The sequence below is a fragment of the Streptosporangium sp. NPDC002607 genome (genome assembly GCF_053592655.1).
This window is the reverse complement of record NZ_JBSFWD010000005.1, coordinates 225913-249007: the sequence shown is the minus strand read 5'-3', so window position 1 is coordinate 249007 and position 23095 is coordinate 225913. Positions and strand designations below refer to the sequence as shown.

Here is a 23095-nt window from a genome sequence, read left to right as displayed (position 1 = left end):
CGAGGGGCCGGGCAGGTTCCCGATTCAACCTGTTCCGCTCGCGCGACGAGTCCGGCTACATCAGCAGGTCACACCTGGTCAACGGTCCCGAACCGGGATGTGAACCTCGGTGCGAAACGAGAGGAACCCCCAACCTGCCGGGGTCCTGTCAAACCTGCGGAGTGAGAAATCCCGTGGACAACCCCCGCTCCCGATCACCGGTGGTTTCGCTGTTTCATCACGAGGCCCGTCAGAGATGACTTACCGTTAGCCCGGTTGGTTTCGTTTCGCCTGCTACGCAGGGGGATGTCGTGGTGGGTAAGGCCGAGGGCACGCTGCTCGTGCACGCGATCGGCGGCGGGGATCTGGGGTTCGCGGGTGAGCGGAACCTTGCCGGGGTCACCCCCGATTTCGAGGGCGACCCCGGCGCGACGGGCAAGGACCGCCGTCCGCTGCGGAAGATCTTCGAAGGTCTGGCGGACCTACCGGTCTCCCAGGTCGCCCTGCTGGGCACGACCAATCCCCACGGCCCCGGAGAGCGGACGTTCGCCGATTGGGCCGACGAGGTCCGGGCGCGGCTCGTCTCGCAGATGGGACTGTGCGGTGCGCGCTTCGACCCTACGGCGGTCTCCGTCGTACGGGTCGAGGCTCCCCGGCTCAGGGAGACCTCGAAGGCGCTGAGCCGATGGCTTGCGGGACGTAACCCCGACGACATCCTGGTCACCTGTGGTTCGGGGGCGTTCGCACTCAGCACGGGAGCCCTCTGCGCCGCCCTGGAGACGCGCCGTCCGGCACGGATCGTGCACATCGATCACCCACATCAGCCGTACTCGCTGGACTGGCCACGAGACATGGACGCGCACCTGGAGTCCTGGCTGCTCCGCTACCGGTTCTGGGACGCGCTGGCCGAGGTGGATCCGGGTAATCGGGCGCTCTGGGAACTGCTCGCGGCCCGGCAGGCCGGGGACACCGAACCCGCCAGAAAACTGAGGGAACGATCCAGGATCCCCGAGGTGCCGGGTCTCACCCTGGGGAAGCTCGATGATTTCGCCCAGCCCTGGCCCACCGTGCGGGCGGCGCTCTTCGAACGGCTCGGCCGCAGAGAGGCCGCCGACTACGGTCTGTTCCGCGCCTGGTTCGCCGAGCATCTCCGGAGGCTGTTCAGAGACGAGCAAGAGAGAAGGGGCCTGCCAGCGCGCACCGAGCAAGAGATCGGAGACCTCATCGCCGACCTGGGCGATCGGGCCGGGGGAAAGGGTGGGCTGGCCGAGCGGATCGCGACGACGGCCCGTGCTGTCATGAGCGACATCACCAGCGCCTGCGTCAGAATGATCAAAGACGCCGAGCTGACCTCGCTTTACAGGGCGGCATCCAGTCACCAGGCGCATCTGAAACCTGAACGTCCGGACGCCGGGCCACTGCCGCCGACCCTGCTGGAGGCCGCTGCCCAGTGGGAGCGGAGCGACTCCGGGTTCAAGCTCGTCACCGGGACAGGCAGGGTCGGCTGGCCCGTGCTGGGCAGCGGCGACGTCCTCGGCCTGCTGGCCGTCGGGCTGGAGTGGCAGGGCAGGGAGAGCGAGGACCGGCTGGCGGTGACGACGGTCCTCACCGAGTTGCACGCCCGGCGGGAGTCATTGCTGCATCGGGGCACCTTGCGGCTGCGTCTGCTGGCCAGCGCCGAGACCCTGGAGCGGGCCCGTCGGCTCGCCGTGACCTTCGGTGGGGCGGCGGACGTGGATGTACGGGTGATCGAGAGTGTCCCGGGGGACCTCGGCTCGATCCGGGACGCCCTGGTCACCGCCTTGGAGTCCGAGGCGGCCCCCACCGGGCGGCCCGGTTCGGGCAGTCTGCGCGACGTCGACGAGGTGGTGCTGGTGCTCAACCCCGGACCGCCGCTGACGAACTACGGCATGATCGCGGCGGCGGTGGAATGGTCGCTGACCGCCGCGTGCCCGCTCTGGGTGACGGAGCTGGTCCGGAGTCCGGACGGGCCGTCGGAGCTGCGCAGCGGCCAGCCGGTGGTGGCGCGGCTCGGTGCGGACCGGGTGCTGGCCGGCCTGGCGGCGAGCGCCGTCAGACGGCTGGACCTGCGGACGGCTCATCGTCTGATCGAGCGCGGGTCGGACGCGCTGCGCGAGGTGCTGCCCGCGCTGGCGAAACTGGAGAACGACCTGTTCGGCCCCGGGCTGGACGGCTGGACCAGGAAGGAGCGGCTGGCCGTCGCCCGGCGGCGACTGCTGCTGGTCGCCGGAGTGTGGCGTGACCGCCCGGCGCTGGCCGCATACCTCGCGGTGGCGGCCCTGCGGCCCGCACTCTTCTGGTGGAAGGCGTGGGAACGCCTGTGCAAGGAGTATCCCGCCCTGGACGCCCTCGGGAAGCGGGCCAATGGGGCACTGCAGGGACATGCGCTGGATCAGCGCGAGCGCGCAGGGCGTCGGGTCGCAGGGCATGACCACGCGGACGTGCGGGACGCGTTACGGCAGGCGGTACGGGAGTTGGGCGGGCCGGTCGAAAACGACGATGCACTCATTGTTCAGTATGAATCGGTCATGAATGCGCTTGATGCTATGTATCGGGAAACCGCTTGACCCTGATCGCACCTCCTGCCAGCCTGATTCATGTTCAACGGCGGTGCCGGCGAGCTTGAGCGGTTCATGACCGCTCCTTCTGAGGGCCTCGGGTTTCGAGGCCGATGTACGAAGACCGCGTCCTGTGGCGCGTTCTCCCGTCATGCCTCGGAAGGACGTCATGATGAACCTCGCCGCCGTTGCCTCCCCCCACGAGGCGATCGCGTTCCCCGCCTATTTCTCGCTGGTCGCTCCTGCCCTGCGTGACCTCGCGCGCGGACCGCTGCGCCGGGCCCGCCATGACGGCAGGCCCTGCGTCGGAGTCGACGGAACGCGTTGGTGCGACGAGTGCGAAGAGACGATCGACGAGCTCCTCCTCGGCGTGTACGCCAGGCTGAGTGAGGCCCTGGCCGGGAAGCCGCCCCGGACCCGGGCCGGTGAGCCGGTACGTGAGATGGAGCTGATCGTCCAGTGGCTGACCTCGCCTGAGGCGATCACCGAAGAGCTCGGCCTCATGGCTCGTCGGCTCCGCGGGCGGCCCGGTGCCGGAGAGCCGGCCGGGCTCCGCGCGGCCCGTGCCCAGCTCGTTCACCATCCGCTGAAGAACTTTGAGGCACGGGTACGACGTGAGAGCGCGATGAGCCGTGGCGCCTCCGCCAAGCCGGAACGGGATCTTCGGACGTCGAAGTGGGCGGCGCCGTTGCGTACGGACGAGGTCGCCTTCGAGCTGCTGGTCGACGCCCTCACCCGGCTGCGAAACGGTGCCTGTGACCCCTGTGAGATTCCCGCCGACCGCCACGGACTCGACCCGCTCATCGCGGTGAGCTCGCTCCGCTCCGCGCTGGATCGGCTCCGCGCGCTGCGGCCCGATTTCTACCGGGCCAACGTGACCGTCCACCTGGAGCGGGGAGAGTTCTTCCCCGAGTTGTTTCCCGCGCTGAGCCGGAACCCCGAGGACCTGCTCATCCATGACGAGGAAGCCGAGCTGGCCCGCCGTACGCTGTCCATACTGCTTGCCGGGGAGCGTACGACGGACCGGTGCGTTCACCACCGGCTGCTGCTGACCGGCATCTGCGCGGTCGTCCCGATGTGCGGCACCGACCTGATCGCCTACGCCACCCAGAACCTCGGGCTCGGTTCCACTGCCGCGGAGAGGTTCGTGCGGCGGCTCATCCGGCTCGCTTCTCTGGCAGGACTGGACTGGGTCGCCGAGCGGGTGGAGGCGTCGAAAAGTAACGACGGCGCTGGTGAGGCGGATGTGCTCGGGGGGCTGGGCGACGGAGGGGGAGGAGACGGCGAAGTCGAGGCTGTGGTGCTTGCCGGGTGCGAAGACGTCCAGTCCCGCCTGGTCGGCCGTTATCCCGTGGGAGATGATCTGCCGGGTGCGGATGGCGGCGTGCGACTTGCCGATGGCGGGGGCGGTCCGCAGGTCGCTGAGCGACAGGATGCCCGGTTGCCCGGTGGCCTCCCCATCGGTTGGCCTCTCGCTGACCTGCCCCGGATCAGGCATCTTGTCGGGCCTGTGAGACATGTTCTCGTCGGAGGTAGCCAGATGGGGAAGGGCGTGAAAAACGAACTACAGGTACCTGGCGGTCGTCATATCAGGAACATCTGGACTTCAGCGGTAGGGGAGGAAGCATGCTCGTCGATCGTCACCTTGACTGGGACGGCTGTTACAACGTCCGGGACCTCGGCGGGTTCCGGGCCGGAGAGGGGGGGTGACCCACCGGGGCGCCGTCGTCCGTTCGGACAACCCTGACCGGCTCACCCCGGCGGGCTGGCCGGCGCTCGCCGCGTACGGCATCCGCACGGTCGTCGATCTGCGTAACGACGAGGAACGCCAGACGGCCACCGAGGCTCGCCCGATCGGAGTCGACGTCCGTACGTGCCCCGCTGAACGACCTGGCCGACACCGAGTTCTGGGAGGTCTGGGGGCAGGGGCTGCACGGTACGCCGCTCTACTACCGGCCCTTCCTCGGCCGGTTTCCGGAGCGGTGCGCCGCGGCCGTTGCCGCCGTCGCCCATGCCAGGCCCGGCGAGGTTCTCATCCACTGCGCCGCGGGCCGTGACCGCACCGGGCTGATCACCCTGCTGCTACTCGCCCTGGCCGGCGTCGCGCACGAGGAGATCGCCTCCGACTACGAGCTGAGCGCCGACCGCCTGGGGCCGCTTTTCGCGACGCTGGGCATGACCGACCAGGGACCGGTCGTCCGGGCACTCCTGCTGCGGGAGAACACCTCCGTCCGCGCGGCCGTGCTCGCCACACTGGAGTAGCTGGACGCCGACGCCTACCTGCGCGCGGCGGGTCTGGGCGCCGATGATCTCGCGGCCGTCCGGGCCAGGCTTCTCACCTCGTAGGAGCGGGGATCCAACAGTACGCCCGGCGATGATCGGCACCGCGCTGTTGCCAGTCGGGATCGCAGGTGTCGTCGAATCCCGTAGGGATCATGGCCGCCTGGAACTCGTCGTTGAGTTCGGCGTCCACGGAGTCCTTCAGGGCTGAGAAGCCGACTCAGGAGCTTCGGACCGGACGGGGAGACGGGTCATCGGCGGCCGATCCCGGCCAGCAGGTTCCTGACGAGGGCCTCGGCGAACTCGTCGGTGAGGGGCTGGTCGGGGATGAGGAGGCGGTGGTAGCAGGCGCCCCAGAGCTGGTCGACGACCACCTCGGGGTCGACGTCCTCGCGTAGCTGCCCGCGCTGCTTGGCGCGCTCCAGTGCCTCGACGGCGAGTGCTCTGCGCGGTGCCGAGTAGCGCTCGCGAAGGAGCGCCGACAGCTCGGGGTCGGTCTGGGCGTGGCCGACGAGCTCCGGCATCACGCGCCCGGCCCGGGTGTCGCGCATCAGGTGGACGAAGGCCCGCAGCTGCGCGGTGAGGTCGGCGGCGATGTCGCCGGTGTCGGGGAAGGCCAGGGTGGGGCCGACGGCGTCGAAGTAGCCGTCGAGCGCCAGCGCCCCCTTGGAGGGCCACCACTTGTAGAGCGTCACCCTGCTCGCCCCCGCCAGCGCCGCGACCTTCTCGATGGTGAAGGCGGCCATCCCCTCGGTGAGCAGGAGTTCGCCGGCCGCACGCAGGATCTCACGTCGCACCTCGGCGGCCGGCCGGCGTCCGCGTCCGCGCCGGACGGGTTCGGGGGACTGCGTCACCGACTACCTCCAGGAAATATATGGACATTGTGTCTATAGCCATGTATGTACATAGTGTACATAAATTCCTGGAGGAGTGAACGATCATGAGCAGCACGGCAGCCCGCGTCGCCATCGTCACCGGAGGCTCACGCGGCATCGGACGCCAGGTCGTGGACCGGCTTGCCGCCGACGGATACGCCGTCGTGGTCAACTACGCGAGCAACGACGCCGAGGGGCAGGCCGCGGTCCAGGAGGTCGTCGGCAAGGGCGGTCAGGCACTCGCCGTCCGCGCCGACGTCGGCGACACCGAGGCGGTCGCCGCGCTCTTCGACGCCGCAGAACGGACCTTCGGCGGCGTCGACGTGGTGGTCCACGCCGCCGGGATCATGAACCCGCCCACCCCGCTCGCCGAGCTCGACCTGGACGTGCTGGACCGCATATTGCGCGTCAACGTACGCGGCACCTTCGCCGTCGCCCAGCAGGCCGCACGGCGGCTGCGCCGAGGGGGTGCCCTGATCACCTTCTCCACCTCGGTCATCGGGCTGGCCCTTCCCGGGTACGGCGCCTACGTCGCGTCCAAGGGGGCCGTCGAGGGCCTGACCCTCATCCTGGCCCGCGAACTGCGTGGCAGGGACATCACCGTCAACACCGTCGCCCCCGGGCCCACCGCCACCGACCTCTTCCTGAAGGGAAAGGACGAGGAGACCGTCGCCAGGATGGCCGCCCAGCCGCCACTGGAGCGGCTGGGCCGGCCCGCCGACATCGCCGAGGCCGTGGCCTTCCTGGCGGGCCCCGCCCGCTGGGTCAACGGCCAGGTGCTCCGGGTCAACGGCGGAATCATCTGAACTCGACATTCGGACAGACGGCGGCGCCGAGGTGGTCAACGCCGTCGGTGACCGGGTTCGCGCCGAGTTCTACCGCGGGATCGGCCTGAAGGACCTGCTCGGCCCCCGCTGGTGCGAGGGCGGAATCCCCTCACCGGTCCGAGGTCCTCGCTGCGGAGCCCTGCTGCCGGGCCCGGTGAACGTGAGCCGGTGGGAGAGACGGGGCGGGGCGCCCGGAACAGGTCAGCGGATCTGCCGCCTGCCGTACATCTTCACCGCGGTCACCACGCCGCCGGCGGCCACCGCGACCTGGAGGCCTAGTTCGATCCAGTCGATTCCCCGGGTGTCGGCCACCCCCAGCACCGTGGCGATGGCGGTGCCGATGAACGCGGCGACGATGCCGATCACGATGGTCAGCCAGATCGGGATGGACTGGCGTCCCGGGACCACCAGACGACCGAGTGCTCCGATCACGATGCCGACGATGAGGGCGGAGATGATGCCGGTCACTGCCATGTCGAACTCCCAAGGGGGACCGCCGGCCGTATCGGCCGAAGACGATGAGTCGATCACCTCGTCCAACGACCCCGCTCCTCCCGTGGTTCCCCTGGCCCGTGACGCGGAGTGGGACTCCAAGGGTTCGGTCTCCGGATCCATCTGCGTCACCGAGACCTGGGGGAACGGCCGGGGGTCAAGGTTCGGCTGCAGGGGCACAGGGCCGGCACCTACGGGGACAACGGCAACGCGGTGGTTCGCCGATTCTCACCGACGAACATCGGGAATCAGCGAACGGCTGACAGCTCAAACCGGCGGCGGTCAGGTCAGGCGGGGGCCCGCGCGGGTGGGCGGGACCTCGTCATGGGGGCACGCAGGTGAGGCCGGTGACATTCTCATGCCTGGCCCCCCGCTCGAAGGCCGCGGTATAGGCGCGCGTACCGAGTGCATGCCGTACCAGGCGGTCGGCCTCGGCGTGGGCGTCGTGAAACGGTCGAAGCCCGATGAGCGCCACCCCGGTCGTGCGCCGCAACCGGTGCGCGGCGCCGAGCAGTTCGGCGGCGTGGTCGTGCCGGCCGGCGGCGGCGATGGTCCAGGCGAGCGTCTCAAGGCCCCACACGGGCCCCCAGCGGTCGTCGATGTCGTGCTGGCGGCGCAGCGAGTCGCGGAAAAGCGCGGCGGCCCGTACCAGGTCGCCGTGCCGCAACTCCGCGAGACCGAGGCCCCACAGCCCCCAGGAGTGGGCCCAGGCCCCGCCGTGTGCCTCGGCGTCGGCCAGGTAGGCGTCACCGGCGGCGACGGCGGTATCCCGGTCCCCGAGGAAGGCGCAGGCCATGGCCCAGAGCATCGTCGCCATGTGGGCGTCACCGGTCGCGCCGTCCGCCAGGAACCGGTCCCTCGCCTCCGCCAGCAGCGGGATGGACCGCGGATCGCCGTGGATGAGCAGCGCGTGGGCGCCCTCGACGTAGGTGACGGTGGCGGGGGCGTCACCATCGGGGAACCGCGAGGTCAGGCGGCGACAGCGGGTCAGGAACTCCTCGGCGCCCCGCTTGTCGCCCTGGCAGAGGGCGATCCAGGCGGCCAGGGCCACCGCGCCGATCTGGAGCGGGTCCGGCGGGCGCGGAGAGAGCGCGAGCCCGCGCTCCAGCCAGTGGCGGCCCTCGCCGATGGTGCTGCTGAAGAACCAGAACCGGGTCCGGGTGAGGTTGGCGGTGATCTCCAGCCCGCTCCGGGCCTCGCCGGGCTCGGTGACGCAGAAGTCCAGTGCCGTCCGGAGGTTCGGCAGTTCCTGCCGCAGCCGCGACAGCCACTCGACCTCGCGGGGGCCGCACCAGTCGGCCGCGGCCCGTGCGACGGTGCTCCGGTAGTGGTCACGGTGGCGTCGCCGCACCGCGCTCTCCTGACCGAGGCCGACCAGACGCTGCCTGCCGTACTGGCGGATGGTCTCCAGCAGGCTGTAACGCGTCCTGCCGCCCCGGGTGCTCACGACCAGGATCGACTTGTGCGCCAGGGCCGCCAGAACGTCGATGACGTCGTGGCGGTCGATGCCCGCACCGGAGCACACCACCTCGGCCGCCTCCAGGTCGAACCCGCCGGAGAAGACCGACAGCCGTGCCCAGAGCAGCCGCTCGTGCTCGGTGCACAGGTCGTGGCTCCAGCCGACGACGCCTCCCAGAGTCCGGTGATGGCGGGGCACGTTCCCGGCGTCGTTGTCGGCCAGCAGCCGGAACCGGTCGTCGAGCCGGTCGAGGATCTCCTCTGCCGAGAGCGTCCCCAGCCGGACCGCCGCCAGCTCGATGGCCAGCGGGACACCGTCCAGCCGCCCGCACAGCTGCGCGACGACACCGCGGTTGTGTCGCGTGATCCGGAAGTCCGGGGCCGAGGCCGCGGCGCGGTCGGCCAGCAGCGTCACCGCCTCGTAGCGGGTCAGCGGCGGCTCGACGTCCTCACTCACCGGCGTCATGGGCGGTACGGCGAGGGGTGGTACCGGCAGGACGTGCTCGCCCTGGACGCCGAGCCGCTGCCGGCTGGTGGCCAGCACCCGCAGACCGGGCACCGCGCGCAGGAGCGCGGTCACCAACGTCGCCGCCGCCTTCACCATGTGCTCGCAGTTGTCCAGCACCAGCAACGTCCTGCTGTCACGCAGATGCTCGGTCAGGATGTCCACGCAGGGGCGCGCGGACTGGTCGCGGATTCCGAGAGCCTGCGCCACCGTCCGGTCGAGTAGTTCGGGCTCGGTCAGCGGGGCGAGGTCGGCGATCCACACCCCGTCAGGGAAGGCGGGCGACACCTGTGCGGCCAGCCGCAGCGCCAGCCGGGTCTTGCCCACCCCGCCCACCCCGGTCAGCGTGACCAGGCGGCTGGTCTCCAGTAGCCGCCCGGCGTCGGTGAGCTGCCGTTCCCTGCCCACGAAGGTCGTCATCTCGCTGGGGAGATTGCCGGAGGGGCCCTTGGCGGTGAGTGCGGGATCGTTGTTGAGAATCCGCTGGTGCAACTCCCGCAGTTCCATGCCGGGATCGACGCCGAGTTCCTCGGCGAGGATCTCCCTGACGGAGTGGTGGCAGCGCAGGGCCTCGGCCTGGCGTCCCGACCGGTACAGCGCCAGCATCCGCTGTGCCCAGAACCGCTCCCGGAGCGGATGTGCGGTGGTCAGCCTCCGCAGCTCGGGGAGCACCTCCTCGTGGCGGTCCAGCGCCAGGTCGGCCTCGATGCGGGACTGGAGCGCGTCCAGCCTGCGCTCGGCCAGCACGGGCGCGACCTCCCGTCGCAGCGTCTCCGACGGGATGTCCTGCAGCGGTTCCCCGCGCCACGATCGCAGTGCCTCTCCCAGCAGCGCCGACGCCGCCGCCATGGAGCCGGCCGCGGCCGCGGCCCTGGCGCGGCTGGTCAGGGTGTCGAAGCGGTGCAGGTCGAGCCGGTCGCCGTCCACCCTGAGCAGGTAGCCGCGCGGGCAGGTCAGCAGGGGACCGTCATCCCCGGCGCACCCCAGCAGGTGCCGGCAGCGCAGCACGTAGTTCTGCAGGGTGTTCCTGGCACCGCCGGGCGGGGCCTCTCCCCACAGGTGGTCCATCAGCGTCTCGACGGGGACCGTCTTGTTGGCGTCGAGCAGCAGTGACACGAGCAACGTCCGCAGCTTGGCCGCCCGGATCGGCACGGGAACACCGTCCCGCAGCACCTCGAACGGCCCCAGAACCCTGAACTCGAAACCCGAGCCTGCCGTTTTCATCACCCAATGTAATCACAATATTTCTCTCAGTGATCAGGCGTGCACGTCAAGTGCGCCCCGGATACGTGACGAGCGCCTGGTGTGACAGGTCCTGGGGGGTGACCGTCAGGTGAGCGGCGAGTGAGTGGCTCGCGGCACGGTGTGCGGTGACGGCGGGGCGTACGTGCCCGGCTGATCCTCACATCACAGGAAGGGCACTTCATGTTCAAACGTGTAACCGGGATCGTGGCGGCGGTGATCGCGGCGGCGGTGATGCTCACCGCCGCCCCCGCTACCGCCGACGCGGCCTCGTTCTCTCGGGAGCTCACCGCCGTGGCACAGGCCGCGGGCGTCTCGGAGGAGACCGTCTACTCCATGGCGGTGTCGCTGGTGAGCAGCGACCCGGAGGACGAGTACCGCTTCCCCGACGAGGAGTTCCAGGACGCCCCCCGCTCCTGGAGCGCGGTCCTGGCATTCGTCAAGAGGTTCTGGCGTCAGATCGTCGACGCGGCCAAGGCCGCCGGTGAGTGGGCGTGGTGGAAGGCGGGCAGGTGCGCCACCGGCGCCGTGGCCGAGGTCTGGAACAAGTTCGGCGGAGACCTGACCGATCCGGAGGCGGTGCTGGCCGTGGCCGTCTACGGCTGCCTGAAGGGCCTGCGCGGCTGATCGTCCCGCCTGGCGGGCGGCACTCCCGATCACCGGGTCGGAGGTGCCGCCCGCAGGTCTGAGCTCGGGGTGGCGGACGGCCTCGGGATATCAGGGGTGAGGGTGATCTGGAGCCGGCGGGCGCGGATGGTCCGGGTGTTCTGGCTGGAACCGTCCCCGCCGTTGATCCGTCTGACACCAAGTGAAGCCCCAGCCTGGTGTGAGACGGTTCATTCTGGCTCTGTCGCTGATTCTTGCCGGGGCGGGGACCGCCTGCACGTCACAACAACCACCGGAATGGTCCGCAGGGCTTCCCGAGGAGCCGTCGGCACCTGCCGGCGGCGTGTGGCCGGAAGCGCTCATCACGGTGCCCGGAAAGCTCAAGAACGGCCGCTCGGTGGTTCCCCTGGCGATGCTCGGCAAGGACACGGCTCTCCTGACGACGTCTGAGCATCGTCCGGCACTCCTGAGCTTCAACGTCCGAACAGGACGGCAGACCGTCCTCGCCACGGCGCCGGAGTGGGCAGCCTGCGAGGAGTGTTTTGAAATCAAACGCTCGGCTGTCAACGCGGAACAGGTGGCCTTACTGGTTCAGGGCGAGAAGAAACCTGACCCGCGGTACGACGGAGAACGCCACATGGAACTGTGGGTCATGCCCCGAGCGGGCGGCCCCATGAAGATGGTGACCCGACTGCCTGCCAACGGGCAGGACTACTCCAGAGGCTTTCAGATCACTGACGATCTCGCACTCTGGTGGGGGTTCGACGGCGTATGGCATGTCCCCCTTACCGGAGGTGAGCCCAAGCAGGTGCTCCCCGGGCGGGCTCTCCGCGTCACCTCCTGGCCCTGGGCCTACGACATGCAGCGGCAGAGCATCGTCAATCTGGTCACCCACCAGGAGAACAAGGCGCGGCGCCTGGACGACGTCGAGGGGCCGTACTGCGGATCCATATGGTGTGTCGGACGAGCCGACGCTCCGCCCCGTGAACTCACGAGGACTGTCATACAGCGAGTGGACGGCTCCGGGCGTACGATCGTCCCGGGATTCGCTCTGGGCCTGCTGCCCCCGATCCGAGACCGATTCGTTCTCTTCGGTCTTCCCTCGGCCACCGGAGACAACAAGTTCGGCCCCCCGTTCCAGCTGTACGACCGCTGCACCCGGCGGAAAGCACTCCTCGGCCCCCCTGGCCGTGCCGAGACCGAGGCCGTCCGGGACAAGATCAGGTACGGCGCTGCGACACCCGAAATGTCACTCCTGATCTGGGAGGCCTCTGCCACGCGCTACACCGTCCTGGATCTCTCCCGCATCAGCGATGCACCCTGTGCCAACTGAGGTCGAACAGGAAGGCGGGCCGCACGCGGTCCCAGGCGCGCCACCGGGTCCCGGATCTCGACGTGTGGTGTTCGAGCCGCCGAGATCTAGCTCGATATATGTCGAAATTGTGGTGATCAAGACAGGGTGCCCATCCATAGACATTTCGTACTTCCTGCCCATAACATCAAGCCTTCTTGGGACAGCCTTTACTGTCCCTTGAACTTTGGTTGGGGCCTTTTCCCGCCCCGCACTGATTGTTCGGGAAGGTTTGTCGATGTCTATAACACGCCTGGTGACGGGTCTTGGGGCACCAACCGCCCTCCGTAGCCCGGGGGCGGCACGCCGCGGCGCCGCGGCGCTGGGTCTCGCCGCCACCATGACCTTCGCCGGGGTCGCGGCGACCTCGGCCCCCGTCAGCGCGGCCGCCGACCCCTCCGTCGGACCGGTCTTCACGGACGGCATGGCCCAGCCGGTGTTCTCGACGAACCGCAACGACTGGATCCGCGAGGAGGTGTGGGTCGAGACCCCGATCGACAGTGACGGCGACGGACGCAACGACCGGGTGCACGCCGAGGTCACCCGGCTCCGGGAGACGGAGACGGCCGGTTTGAAGTCGCCCGTCGTGTACGAGGTCAGCCCCTACTACGCCGGCGGCAACCCGGTCACGAACCACAACGTCGATCACGAGCTCCACGAGGCACTCCGTCCGGGCAAGGGCTGGATGAACCGCGGTGGTTCGGTGAAGGATCCGGCGACCGACGAGCGGCTGGCCGCCGCCGGCGTGGCAGGCGTGGCCGACGGTGACGAGGCCGTCACGGGCACCGGCCCGCAGCCCGCCATCAGCACCAGTCACGAGTCCAACTGGCTGCCTCGCGGTTTCGCGGTGGTCCATGCCGAGTCGCTGGGCAGTGGTAAGTCCGACGGCTGTCCGACCACCGGTGGGCGCAACGAGACCATCGGCGCGAAAGCGGTCGTCGACTGGTTGAACGGGCGCGCGAAGGCCTACGACGCCACCGGCAGGGAGGTCAATGCCACGTGGACGACCGGCAAGGTCGGCATGATCGGCACGTCGTACAACGGCACCCTGCCCAACGCGGTCGCGAGCACCGGTGTCGAGGGCCTTGAGGCCATCGTGCCGATCTCGGCGATCTCGAGCTGGTACGACTACTACCGCGCGAACGGCGCCGTCGTCGCCCCGGGCGGCTACCAGGGCGAGGACGCCGACGTGCTCGCGGAGTACGTCCACACCCGCGCGAACAAGCAGATCTGCCGAAGCGTCATCGAGGAGCTCGCCAAGGCGCAGGACCGGGTCACCGGCGACTACAGCGCCTTCTGGGACGAGCGTAACTACATGAACGACGTCGACAAGGTCCGCGCCGCGACGCTGGTCGCGCACGGGCTCAACGACTGGAACGTCAAGACCAAGCACGCCGCGCAGTGGTACGAGGCGCTCAAGGCGCGCGGGGTGCCGCACAAGATCTATCTGCACCAGGGCGGGCATGGCGGTTCCCCGAGCGTCAACGTGCTCAACCGCTGGTTCACCCGCTACCTGTGGGGCCAGGAGAACGGCGTGGAGAACGACCAGCGGGCGCTGATCCAGCGCGAGGACAGGACGCTGGTGGAATACCCCGAGTGGCCCGAACCGGCCGCGGCCGCCACCGAGCTCAACCTGGCGCCCAGCACGGACGGCACCGCCGGTGTCCTCACCGGCGACAAGACCCGCCTGGGCAAGCCGGTGACCGAGACGATCGTCGACGACGCGTCGAAGCGGGCGCTGACCCTCGCCGACGCCGTGACGTCTCCCAACCGCCTGGCCTACAAGTCGGGGACGCTGACCGGTGCGGTCCGGCTCAGCGGCACGCCGCAGGTATCACTGCGGATGTCCTTCGGGCAGCCGGCCGCGAACGTCACGGCGCTGCTCGTCGACTACGACCAGAACGGCAAGGCGAAGATCATCACCCGGGGCTGGGTGGATCCGCAGAACCGTAAGTCGATCTCGAAGACCGAACCGGTCAAGCCGGGCAGCCCGTACCGCCTCGACTTCGACATGCAGCCGCATGACTACGTGTTCGCGGCGGGACACCGCATCGGCATCGTGCTGCTGTCGAGCGACTACGAGTACACCATCCGGCCCACCCCCGGCGCGACGCTGCACCTCGACACGACGAAGAGCACGGTCATGCTGCCGCTCGTCGGCGGGGCGGCCGCGTTCACCGCGGCGAACAGCTGACCCCGGGCACCCACCGGCTGAGCGGCCCGCTCAGCCGGTGGGTGCCGGAAACTCGGCCTACGCTCATGGATCAGCCCGCCGAGGCGACCACACCGAATGACCTTTCACCGCCGGATGCTCCGGCCTCATGAGGTGGTGGGCGCGGAGTGCTCGGGGGCGGGGCGGCGGATGGGGGTGAAGAGCGCGATCGTCGCGATCAGCAGGCAGGCGGTGCCGGCCAGGAGGCAGATCACGGTGACGCCGTAGCCGCCCGCACCCCAGGTCAGGACGGCCGCGCCCACCGGGCCGAGGGAGAAGTGGATCGTCCAGAACGCCGAGGTGACGCGGCCGAGCAGATGGTCCGGGGTCACCTGCTGGCGCAGGGACATCGAGCAGATCCCGGCCACGCTGACGCCGCAGAGGTAGACGGCCATCAGGGCGGCGATCACCGGGACGCGGCCGGAGAGGCCGACGCACGCCATGGCGAGCCCGCTGGTCGCGAGGGCGCCGATCCAGGTGACGCCGAAACCGAGCCTGCGGCGGACGGGCGCCACGAGCACGGCTCCGGCGATCGTGCCGGCCGCGGCGACCGCGAGGACCGTGCCGACGGTGCCGTCGGAGTGGCCCAGATCGTGCTTGAGGTGGTAGATCAGGACGTCGGTCATGCCGAGCGTGAAGAAGATGAAGAAGGAGAGCAGGATCGTCAGGGAGCGCAGCACCGGGTGCCGCCAGAGGAACCGGGCACCGGCCAGCAACTCCTGCCAGGGCCGCTGGCGCGGCGGCGCGGGCGCGCCGGCCTCGGGTCGCTTGAACCGGACGAAGTACAGGCCCGCCGCCGACAGCGCGAAGCTCGCCGCGTTGATGGCGATCGCCGCGGTCGGGCCGAACTGTCCGGAGACCACCCCGGCGAGCAGTGGGCCGCCGACACCGGCCGCCGCGGCGGTCGCGTAGAGCCGGCCGTTGGCCTCGGTGATGCGGTCTCCCTCCACCAGGTTGCGCACCGCGGTCACGTAGGTGACCTGGAAGACCATCCCGATCGCCTCGCTGAGCGGCAGCACCACGTAGAGCAGCCAGACCTGCGGGCCGAACGCCCAGACGATCGGGACGAGCCCGTACAGCACCAGGCGGGCGAGGTCGCAGCAGATCAGCAGGGTCCGCCGGTCGAGCCGGTCGGCCAGGATCCCGGCGAAGATCCCGGCACCGACCGACGCGGCACCGGCCACGCCCGTCAGCAGGCCCATCTGCGCGACCGACCCGGTCACGTTCAGCACCAGCAGCGGGATGGCGATGTAGGCGAACGAGTCCCCGGCGACGGAGAGCGTCTGGGAGACCCAGAAGACGTTGAAGTTCCGGTCCCGCCACAGCGGGCGCACGTTCTCTGCTTCCTCTGATCCCGGCACCAGGGGACTATCCCTCACCTTGGCGATCTTTTCCAGCGGTTAATCGTCCAGGACGAAGGAGAGATAGCGGTCGGCGGAGCGGCGGACGGCCTCGGCGCCGTCGGTGTGCACGATCCGCTTCCACCAGCCGCCGTAGACGCGGTCGAAGGCGTACGGCTCCAGGAGCGACAGGGCGCGGCGGATCGTGGCGGGGCGTTCGGGGATCAGGTTGGGGTAGCTGTACATGAAGCTGACCCAGCGGCGGTCGGCCACCACCTGGAGGATGTCGCCGGAGAACAGCGCACCCCGGCCGTCCTCGGCGTCGCGCCAGTGCATGACCTGGCCGCCGTCGAAGTGCACGCCCGCGTTGACCAGCGTCACTCCTTCGAGGATCTCGTGGGTGTCGCCCTCCCAGAAGAGCACCGACTCGTCGGGGCGGGCCACCCAGGCGCGGTCGGCCGCGTGCAGGTGGATCGGCGCGTCGAAGGCGTGCGCCCATTCGACCATCGAGCCGTAGAAGTGCGGGTGGCTGATCGCGATGGCGTCGATCCCGCCGAACTCGCCGACCTGCCTGATCAGCTCGTCGTCGAGGTGGCTGACCATGTCCCAGAGCACGTTGCCGGCGGGGGTGCGGACCAGCAGGGCGCGTTGCCCGATGGCGGTGGCGGGGTCGGTGCCGATGCCGACGACCCCGGTGCCCTCCTCGGCGAGGTGCGGCCTGTGTCCGCTCTCGCGTAGCTCGTTGAGGGAGGTCCAGCGCTGGCCCTCCCAGCCGACGTACTGCCGCTCGTCCTCGCAGATCGGGCAGTCATCCCGCGCCGCGGCGTACTGGACCCCGCAGGTGACGCAGATGGGCAGATCGTTCACTTCGGAACTCCTTCGACCGGGTCAGCGCCGGTAGACCTGCTCGCCGCCGACGAAGGTCATCGCGACCCTCGTCCGCCAGATCTCGGTCTGCGGCTCGGTGAACGGGTCGCGGTCCAGGACGACCAGGTCGGCGCGGTTGCCGGGGACGACGGTCCCCGCGTCGTCGTCGTGGTTGATCCGGGCCGAGCCGGCGGTGTAGGCGGTCAGCGCGGTGGCCAGATCCAGGCGCTGGCCGGGCAGGAACGGAGTCTGTGCCGTCGGGTAGTCCGCGTGCACCGAGCTGGGCGGCTCGGTGCGGTTGACGGCCACGTGCAGGCCCTGGATCGGGTCGGGGTTGGAGACCGGCCAGTCGCTGCCCGCACAGAAGCGGGTGCCCGAGCGCAGCAGGTCGGCGAACGGGTACTGCCAGCCGGAGCGCTTCTCGCCCAGGAACGGCAGGGTCAGCTCGTCCATCTGGGCGTGGTGGGTGGCCCAGAGCGGCTGCAGGTTGGCGGTCACGCCGAGCTCGGCGAAGCGCGGCACGTCGGAGGGCTCGACGATCTGCAGGTGCGCGATGTGGTGCCGGTTGGCCGGGTCGGTCCCCTCGAAGCTGTCCAGCGCCTCGCGGACCGCCCGCTCACCGATGGCGTGGAAGTGGACCTGGAAGCCGTGCCGGTCCAGCTCGGCGACGCACTCCTTCAGCAGCGCCGGCTCCACGTACGACAGGCCGGTGCCGCCGCAGCGGCAGTAGGGCTCGATCACCGCGGCGGTGAAGTTCTCGGCGATGCCGTCCTGCATGATCTTCACCGAGGTGGCGCGGAACCGCTCCAGGCCCGTGGCCGACTCGCGCCGCTCCAGCAGCTCGGGGATCTGCTCGGCGCCGCGCGTCCGGTCCCACCACAGCGCGCCCACGACGCGGGCCCGCAGCGCGCCGGAGGCCGCCGCCGAGACGTACGTGGACAGCTGGTCGTCGTAGCCCGCGTAGGAGCCGACGATGGCGTCCTGCCAGCCGGTGACGCCGAGGGAGAACAGATGGTCCTGGGCCGCCAGCAGCGCCTCGTGCATGTCCCGGGCGCTGGGACGGGGGGTGAGCAGGCCGACCAGGTCCATCGCGCCCTCGTGCAGTACACCGCTCGGCGTGCCGTCGGCGTCGCGCTCGATCCTGCCGTCGGCCGGGTCGGGGGTGTCGCGGGTGATCCCGGCCAGCTCCAGCGCCCGGCTGTTGACCCAGGCGGCGTGGTGGTCGCGCTGGATCAGATAGACCGGGCGGTCGACGACGTCGAGCTGGGAGCGGTGCGGGAGGCCGCCGGGAAAGGCCGACATGTCCCAGCCGCCGCCGTCGATCCACTCGTGGCCGGGGTGGGAGTCCGCGTAGGCGACGATCTTCTCCACGTACTCCGGCAGGCCGTAGACCTCGGACAGGTCGCACCTGGCCCGCTCCAGGCCGGCCTGCACCGGGTGGATGTGCGCGTCGGTGAACCCGGGGGTCAGCAGGCGGCCGTCCAGGTCGACGACCTCGTGGCCGGGGGCGGCCAGCCGTACGACGTCGGACTCCGTGCCTACGGCGGCGATCCGGCCGTCACGGACCAGCACCGCCTCGGCGAAGGCGTCGGTGGCGAGGAAGACCCGGCCGCCCAGGAAGAGCAGGTCGCTCACTGTTGCACCATCCTTCTGTCGGTGGCCCGGAGGTCGCTGACGCCCCCGGGATGCCGCTTGATCACCTACACTGCACGCTCGACCGGCCGAGGTCCAGGGTGAGTTTCTCCGGGCGCCCGCCGCCGTCCGGCGTCCGGGGCCGTCTTCCCCGGCGCTCAGCGTCCGGTGATGGAGTCGGCGACGCGGGCCAGCACCGAGGTGCGGCCGAGCCCCGCCTTCTCCCTGGCGTCGGCCCGCCGGTAGAGGTCGTACATGGTGTGCACGCCGATCCACCGCAGCGGTTCCACCTCCCAGCCCCGCACCTTGCGGTCCACCCAGGGCAGGGAGGCGAGCTCGGTGTCCTCGCGCAGGATCAGGTCGCGTAGGGTACGGCCGGCGAGGTTGGTCGTGGTCACCCCGTGGCCGGTGTAGCCGCCCGCCCAGCCGATGCCGGTGGCGTGGTCGACGTGCACGGTGGCGCACCAGTCGCGCGGCACGCCGAGCACCCCGGACCAGGCGTGCGCCACCTTCGAGGCCCTGACCGCGGGGAACATCCTGGTCAGCAACTCCCAGAGCGCCTCGATCGTCCACTCGTGGGTGCGGCCCCGCTCGTCCACCCGGGAGCCGTAGAGGTAGGGCTTGCCGCGCCCGCCGAACGCGATCCGGCCGTCGGCGGTGCGCTGGGCGTACATGTAGTAGTGCGCCATGTCGCCGAGCAGCTCGTGGCCCTCCCAGCCGATCTCGTCCCACAGCCCGCCCAGCGGCTCGGTGACGATCATCGAGCTGTTCATCGGCAGCCAGGCGCGGTGGTACTGCTTCAGCTCGGCGGTGAAACCCTCGGTGGCGCGGATGACGTAGTCGGCGCGGACCGTGCCGTGCGGCGTGCGGGCCTCGCGCGGGGCGATCTCGGTGACCGGGGTGCGCTCGAAGATCTTCACCCCGAGGTCCCGCACGGTCTGGGCCAGGCCGCGGGCCAGCTTGGCGGGCTGGATCCTGGCGCAGTGCGGGCTCCAGATCGCGCTGACCGCGCCGGCCACCCGCAGGCGCTCCTCCCGCTCCGCCGGATCGAGCAGCCGCACGTCATCCTCGGTCCAGCCCCAGTGGCGCTCGTGGGCGAGCAACCGGTGCAGCCGCCGGTCCTGGGCGGCGTTGGTGGCGACCGTGGTGACGCCGCCCTTGACGATGTCCGCGTCGATGTTCTCGTCCTCGGCGATCGTGATGACCTCGTCGATCGCCTCGAACATCACTCGCTGCAGCCGCTTGGCCGCGTCCGCGCCGTGCGTCCTGGCGTAGCGCTCGGGGGTGCCCGCCAGCTCGCCGACCAGCCAGCCGCCGTTGCGCCCTGAGGCGCCGTAGCCGGCGAACTCCTTCTCCAGCACCACGACCCGCAGGGTGGGGCTGGCCTTCTTCAGGTAGTAGGCGGTCCACAGGCCGGTGTAGCCGGCGCCGACGATGGCCACGTCGGCGTCGAGGTCGCCGCCGAGGGGAGTGCCGGCCGTGGGGATGCCGAGGGAGCGGTACCAGAAGGAGACGTCTCCGTTGACGAAATCCCCAGCCAGGGGAACACGCGTGCTCATGGCCTCATATCCTGCTATATCCGTCTATTGTGATGCGCCTGTCAACGGAAACCGTTGCAGAAAAGCAGTCCTGCCACGTAATGAGTGATCCGCTAGATGTAACGGCAGGCTCACTCATGTGTAGCAGTCCCGTAACAGGGTCAGGTAAGGCTATCTCCCGACAGAGGGAGCATTCTGATGGGGTTTCTGAGGATTCGTACTACCGTTGACGAACGGCCGGGGCGTCTCGCCTCGCTGGCCGCCGCGCTCGCCGCCAAGGGCGGCAACATCCTGGGTCTGAGCGTCCAGACCGACGCGGACGGCACGGTCGACGAGTTCGTCACGGACATCCCCGCCGGTGCCGAGGCGGTGCGCGAGGCCCTGGAGGCGGCCGGTGGACGCGAGGTCCTGGTCGTCCCCGCCACCGCGCACGAGTTGACGGACGAGCCCACCCGCGTGCTCCTGCTCGCCTCCCGGCTGCGTACGACACCCTGGCGCCTGCCCGAGCTGCTTGGGGAACTGCTGCGCGCCGACGACTCCCGCTGGGTCTACGGTGCCGAGATGAGCGATCTCCCGGACCCCACGCTGCTCACCGTGCCCGTGGCCCCGCGCCGCGCGATCAGGGTGCGCCGGGCCGAGCTGCCCTTCACCCTGACCGAGGCCGCCCGCGCGGCCTCCTTCGTGCGGCTGGCGCAGCCCCCCGTCGAGCAGTCCGGCACCGACCGCGACATCACGCTCTCCGACGGCGTCGAGGTCCAGGTCCGCCCGCTCACCCGGCTCTACCGCGAGGCCGTACGCGACCTGCACGACCGCTGCTCGCCCGAGGCCCGCAGGTTCCGCTACTTCACCGCGATGCCCCTGCTGCCGCCGAAGGTCTTCGACCGGCTCTGCGACCGCACGAAGGGTCACTCCATCGTCGCCGGGCACGACGGCCAGGTCGTCGGCCTCGCCAACCTGATGTTCACCCCCGACCCCGGCATCGCCGAGATGGCCTTCCTGGTCGAGGACCGCTGGCAGGGCAGGGGACTGGGCGCGTCCCTGGCCCAGATGCTCGTCGGCCAGGCCCGGGACCTGGGCTTCGCCGAGGTCAGAGCCACCCTGCTCTCCGACAACGTGCGCATGCGCAGGCTCCTGGTCTCACTTGGCGCGACCCTGAGTTACACCGAGGACCCCGGCGTGGTGGAAGCCAGGCTGGCCGTGGGAGTGATGGCGACGGCATCCCCGAGTTGAACCCATCATTCGGCCTCCCCGTTTCGGGATCGCTCAGGGCTCCCGAAGCGGGGAGGGCCCACTCTCATGCCCTCTCACGAGGGCGGGCTCCCATGCCCTTTCACGAGGGCGGGTGCGGGCGGTTCCCTCTCTGACCCCGCCTAGCGGGCGTGTGCCCTACCCGGTTCTGCGGGAGGGTTCTCAGGGAGCCTGCTCCTTTGGTGGGCCGGGCTCGCGGGGCGCGTCAGCGGCGTCGATGGCGTCCAGCCTGCGCTCGATCCGGTCCAGGCTCTCCTGGATGCGCTCCAGTCTGGCCGAGAGTGACGCGCCCATCACCGGAAAGCCCTCCTCGGTGGTCACCACGCGGTCGGGGCCGCGCTGCCCGAGCAGCGTGATCACCTGGGCGCGTACGGCGTCCAGGTGCGCCCCCTGCCCGGCCAGTACCCGGGCGGCCACGCCCTCGCCCTCGCGGATCAGACCGAGCAGGATGTGCTCGGTGCCGATGTAGGTGTGGTGCAGGCCGAGTGCCTCCCGCAGCGACAGTTCGAGCACCTTCTTGGCGTGCGGGGTGAAGGGGATGTGACTGCCGGGGGTCTCCTCACCCCTGCCGATGATCTCCTCCACGTCGTTCCTGACCCGCTCGCCTTCGATGTCCAGGGCCCGCAGGGCGCGGCCGGCGACGCCGTCCTGCTCAAGGACCAGGCCGAGCAGGATGTGCTCGGTGCCGATGTGGTCGTGGCCGAGTCTCCGGGCCTCCTCCTGGGCCAGGACCACGACACGGCGGGCACGGTCGGTGAAGCGCTCGAACACTGGGAGCCTCCGTGAGGGGTGTCGAGGTGCTTGCCCCCACTATGCGCCAGACGTCCGGTGAGCGGGAGGAAAAGCTCCGGTGAAATTCTCGCGCCGCCCGGCATTCGCCGCCGTAATCGTACATTTTACTGTTAGATTCAGGGTAAATGACTTTTAAACCCGGGTGTGGCGTGCGTAGGGTCGCCCGCATGACGATCGACACGTTCATCGACGCCCTCCCCAAGGTCGAGCTCCACGTCCACCTGATCGGCTCCGCCTCGCCCGCCACCGTGCTGGAACTCGCCCGCCGCCACCCCGGCGGGGGCGTTCCCACGACCGAGGAGGAGTTGCTCGCCTTCTACAAATTCCGTGACTTCCCGCACTTCGCCGAGATCTACCAGGCGATCAACGCCCTGGTCCGGGAGCCCGAGGACGTGGCGACCCTGGTGCTCGGCCTGGCCGCGGACCTGGCCCGGCAGAACGGGCGCTACGTCGAGCTGACCGTCACCCCGTACGCGCACCACGTCATGGGCATGCCGATGCGGGAGGTCACCGAGGCACTCGACCTGGCCGCCCGGCGTGCCCGTGAGGAGCACGGCGTGCGGATGGCGTACGTCTTCGACATCCCCGGCGAGTACGGCGTCGAGGCGGCCCGGTTCACCCTGGACCACGCGCTCGGAGAACCTCCCCAGGAGCTGGTAGGTTTCGGGCTGGCCGGGATCGAACAGGAGCGTCCGAAATATCGCGACGCCTTCCGGGACGCCTTCCGCGCCGCCACCGCCGCCGGGCTGCGCAGCCTGCCGCACGCGGGCGAGATGAGCGGCCCGGAGACCATCTGGGAGGTCCTCGACCACCTGGGCGCCGAGCGGATCGGCCACGGCATCGCCTGCGTGCAGGACCCCCGCCTGGTCGCCCACCTGCGCGAGACACAGATCCCGCTGGAGGTCTGCCCCACCTCCAACGTCTGCACCGGCCAGGTCGCCCGCATCGAGGAGCACCCGCTGCCCCGCATGATCGAGGAGGGCCTGTTCGTCACCCTCAACAGCGACGACCCGCCCATGTTCGCCACCACCCTGAGCGGCGAGTACCGTACCGCCGCCGAACACCTGGGCCTGGACCGCGCCACCCTCGCCGCTCTGGCCCGCAACGCCGTCGAGGCCTCGTCCATGGACCCGGCGGGCAAGAAGGAGATCCTCGACGAGATCGACGCTCTCACCGCCCAGCCCTCCGGGACGGCACCCTGACCGCCCATGACGGCCATCTCGAAGATCACGATCGTCAGGTCATGTCGATTCGCGATAGGCGCGCCGTCGC

16 protein-coding genes and 2 pseudogenes are annotated in these 23095 nt (G+C 70.1%); 10 read left to right on the top strand and 8 right to left on the bottom strand.

What is annotated here, in order from left to right; all coding sequences use genetic code 11:
• Positions 1-293 precede the first annotated feature (293 nt).
• From ACWD3H_RS08340 to ACWD3H_RS08325, 4 genes and pseudogenes are all read left to right on the top strand, one after another.
• Positions 294-2567 carry a hypothetical protein gene (locus ACWD3H_RS08340; protein WP_451954499.1) on the top strand — a complete coding sequence of 758 codons (2274 nt, stop codon included), beginning with the start codon at positions 294-296 and terminating at the stop codon, positions 2565-2567.
• Between the two features lie 142 nt (positions 2568-2709).
• Positions 2710-4305, top strand: a complete 1596-nt coding sequence (locus ACWD3H_RS08335; RefSeq protein WP_451954498.1) for a hypothetical protein — start codon at positions 2710-2712, stop codon at positions 4303-4305.
• Positions 4265-4381, top strand: a pseudogene (locus ACWD3H_RS08330) (tyrosine-protein phosphatase); the annotation flags it as partial. The gene ACWD3H_RS08335 and the pseudogene ACWD3H_RS08330, both read left to right, overlap by 41 nt.
• The gene (locus ACWD3H_RS08325; RefSeq protein WP_451954538.1) at positions 4365-4820 is read left to right on the top strand and encodes a tyrosine-protein phosphatase; all 456 of its coding nucleotides are present in this window, start codon (positions 4365-4367) and stop codon (positions 4818-4820) included. The pseudogene ACWD3H_RS08330 and the gene ACWD3H_RS08325, both read left to right, overlap by 17 nt.
• Positions 4821-5089: 269 nt before the next feature.
• On the opposite strand, the gene ACWD3H_RS08320 is transcribed toward ACWD3H_RS08325, so the two are convergent.
• Positions 5090-5692, bottom strand: a complete 603-nt coding sequence (locus tag ACWD3H_RS08320; RefSeq protein ID WP_451954497.1) for a TetR/AcrR family transcriptional regulator — start codon at positions 5690-5692, stop codon at positions 5090-5092.
• Between the two features lie 86 nt (positions 5693-5778).
• Here ACWD3H_RS08320 and ACWD3H_RS08315 point away from each other — a divergent pair, with 86 nt between their 5' ends.
• Positions 5779-6519: an SDR family oxidoreductase gene (locus ACWD3H_RS08315; protein ID WP_451954496.1), complete on the top strand. Its 741-nt coding sequence runs from the start codon at positions 5779-5781 to the stop codon at positions 6517-6519.
• A gap of 222 nt (positions 6520-6741) precedes the next feature.
• On the opposite strand, the gene ACWD3H_RS08310 is transcribed toward ACWD3H_RS08315, so the two are convergent.
• Entirely contained in the window at positions 6742-7014 is a 273-nt protein-coding gene (locus ACWD3H_RS08310) for a GlsB/YeaQ/YmgE family stress response membrane protein (protein ID WP_350954554.1), read from the bottom strand.
• A gap of 340 nt (positions 7015-7354) precedes the next feature.
• Positions 7355-10219: an AfsR/SARP family transcriptional regulator gene (locus tag ACWD3H_RS08305; protein WP_451954495.1), complete on the bottom strand. Its 2865-nt coding sequence runs from the start codon at positions 10217-10219 to the stop codon at positions 7355-7357.
• Between the two features lie 201 nt (positions 10220-10420).
• Between ACWD3H_RS08305 and ACWD3H_RS08300 the strand changes: the two genes are divergently transcribed.
• The 3 genes from ACWD3H_RS08300 (at position 10421) to ACWD3H_RS08290 (ending at position 14388) form a co-directional block, all read left to right on the top strand.
• Positions 10421-10864: a hypothetical protein gene (locus ACWD3H_RS08300; protein ID WP_451954494.1), complete on the top strand. Its 444-nt coding sequence runs from the start codon at positions 10421-10423 to the stop codon at positions 10862-10864.
• 391 nt (positions 10865-11255) lie between these two features.
• On the top strand, positions 11256-12176 hold the full coding sequence (locus tag ACWD3H_RS08295) for a hypothetical protein (RefSeq protein WP_451954493.1): 921 nt from the start codon (positions 11256-11258) through the stop codon (positions 12174-12176).
• Positions 12177-12432: 256 nt separating this feature from the next.
• On the top strand, positions 12433-14388 hold the full coding sequence (locus ACWD3H_RS08290; RefSeq protein WP_451954492.1) for a Xaa-Pro dipeptidyl-peptidase: 1956 nt from the start codon (positions 12433-12435) through the stop codon (positions 14386-14388).
• A 125-nt stretch (positions 14389-14513) separates the two neighbouring features.
• On the opposite strand, the gene ACWD3H_RS08285 is transcribed toward ACWD3H_RS08290, so the two are convergent.
• The 4 genes from ACWD3H_RS08285 to ACWD3H_RS08270 all read right to left on the bottom strand — a co-directional run bounded on the left by ACWD3H_RS08285 (position 14514) and on the right by ACWD3H_RS08270 (position 19804).
• On the bottom strand, positions 14514-15767 hold the full coding sequence (locus ACWD3H_RS08285; RefSeq protein WP_451954491.1) for an MFS transporter: 1254 nt from the start codon (positions 15765-15767) through the stop codon (positions 14514-14516).
• Positions 15768-15806: 39 nt separating this feature from the next.
• Entirely contained in the window at positions 15807-16613 is an 807-nt protein-coding gene (locus ACWD3H_RS08280; protein WP_451954490.1) for an MBL fold metallo-hydrolase, read from the bottom strand.
• Between the two features lie 21 nt (positions 16614-16634).
• On the bottom strand, positions 16635-18248 hold the full coding sequence (locus ACWD3H_RS08275) for an amidohydrolase (RefSeq protein ID WP_451954489.1): 1614 nt from the start codon (positions 18246-18248) through the stop codon (positions 16635-16637).
• 155 nt (positions 18249-18403) lie between these two features.
• Positions 18404-19804, bottom strand: a complete 1401-nt coding sequence (locus tag ACWD3H_RS08270; RefSeq protein ID WP_451954488.1) for an NAD(P)/FAD-dependent oxidoreductase — start codon at positions 19802-19804, stop codon at positions 18404-18406.
• A gap of 177 nt (positions 19805-19981) precedes the next feature.
• Between ACWD3H_RS08270 and ACWD3H_RS08265 the strand changes: the two genes are divergently transcribed.
• Complete coding sequence (locus ACWD3H_RS08265) at positions 19982-21013, top strand: GNAT family N-acetyltransferase (protein ID WP_355625370.1); 1032 nt, start codon at positions 19982-19984, stop codon at positions 21011-21013.
• Between the two features lie 333 nt (positions 21014-21346).
• Here the strand turns inward: ACWD3H_RS08265 and ACWD3H_RS08260 are convergent.
• Positions 21347-21802 (bottom strand): annotated as a pseudogene (locus ACWD3H_RS08260) (Clp protease N-terminal domain-containing protein); the annotation flags it as partial.
• A gap of 188 nt (positions 21803-21990) precedes the next feature.
• On the opposite strand from ACWD3H_RS08260, the gene add reads away from it, so the two are divergent.
• On the top strand, positions 21991-23025 hold the full coding sequence (gene add / locus ACWD3H_RS08255; RefSeq protein WP_355553212.1) for an adenosine deaminase: 1035 nt from the start codon (positions 21991-21993) through the stop codon (positions 23023-23025).
• Positions 23026-23095: the final 70 nt, after the last annotated feature.

What these genes read in the sequence shown, in the direction of transcription:
- ACWD3H_RS08335 (WP_451954498.1), top strand. Translation starts at nt 2,710, where the DNA reads ATGCCTCGGAAGGACGTCATGATGAACCTCGCCGCCGTTGCCTCCCCC.
- ACWD3H_RS08315 (WP_451954496.1), top strand. Translation starts at nt 5,779, where the DNA reads ATGAGCAGCACGGCAGCCCGCGTCGCCATCGTCACCGGAGGCTCACGC.
- ACWD3H_RS08310 (WP_350954554.1), bottom strand. Translation starts at nt 7,014, where the DNA reads ATGGCAGTGACCGGCATCATCTCCGCCCTCATCGTCGGCATCGTGATC.
- ACWD3H_RS08305 (WP_451954495.1), bottom strand. Translation starts at nt 10,219, where the DNA reads ATGAAAACGGCAGGCTCGGGTTTCGAGTTCAGGGTTCTGGGGCCGTTC.
- ACWD3H_RS08300 (WP_451954494.1), top strand. Translation starts at nt 10,421, where the DNA reads ATGTTCAAACGTGTAACCGGGATCGTGGCGGCGGTGATCGCGGCGGCG.
- ACWD3H_RS08295 (WP_451954493.1), top strand. Translation starts at nt 11,256, where the DNA reads ATGCTCGGCAAGGACACGGCTCTCCTGACGACGTCTGAGCATCGTCCG.
- ACWD3H_RS08290 (WP_451954492.1), top strand. Translation starts at nt 12,433, where the DNA reads ATGTCTATAACACGCCTGGTGACGGGTCTTGGGGCACCAACCGCCCTC.
- ACWD3H_RS08270 (WP_451954488.1), bottom strand. Translation starts at nt 19,804, where the DNA reads ATGAGCACGCGTGTTCCCCTGGCTGGGGATTTCGTCAACGGAGACGTC.
- ACWD3H_RS08265 (WP_355625370.1), top strand. Translation starts at nt 19,982, where the DNA reads ATGGGGTTTCTGAGGATTCGTACTACCGTTGACGAACGGCCGGGGCGT.
- add (WP_355553212.1), top strand. Translation starts at nt 21,991, where the DNA reads ATGACGATCGACACGTTCATCGACGCCCTCCCCAAGGTCGAGCTCCAC.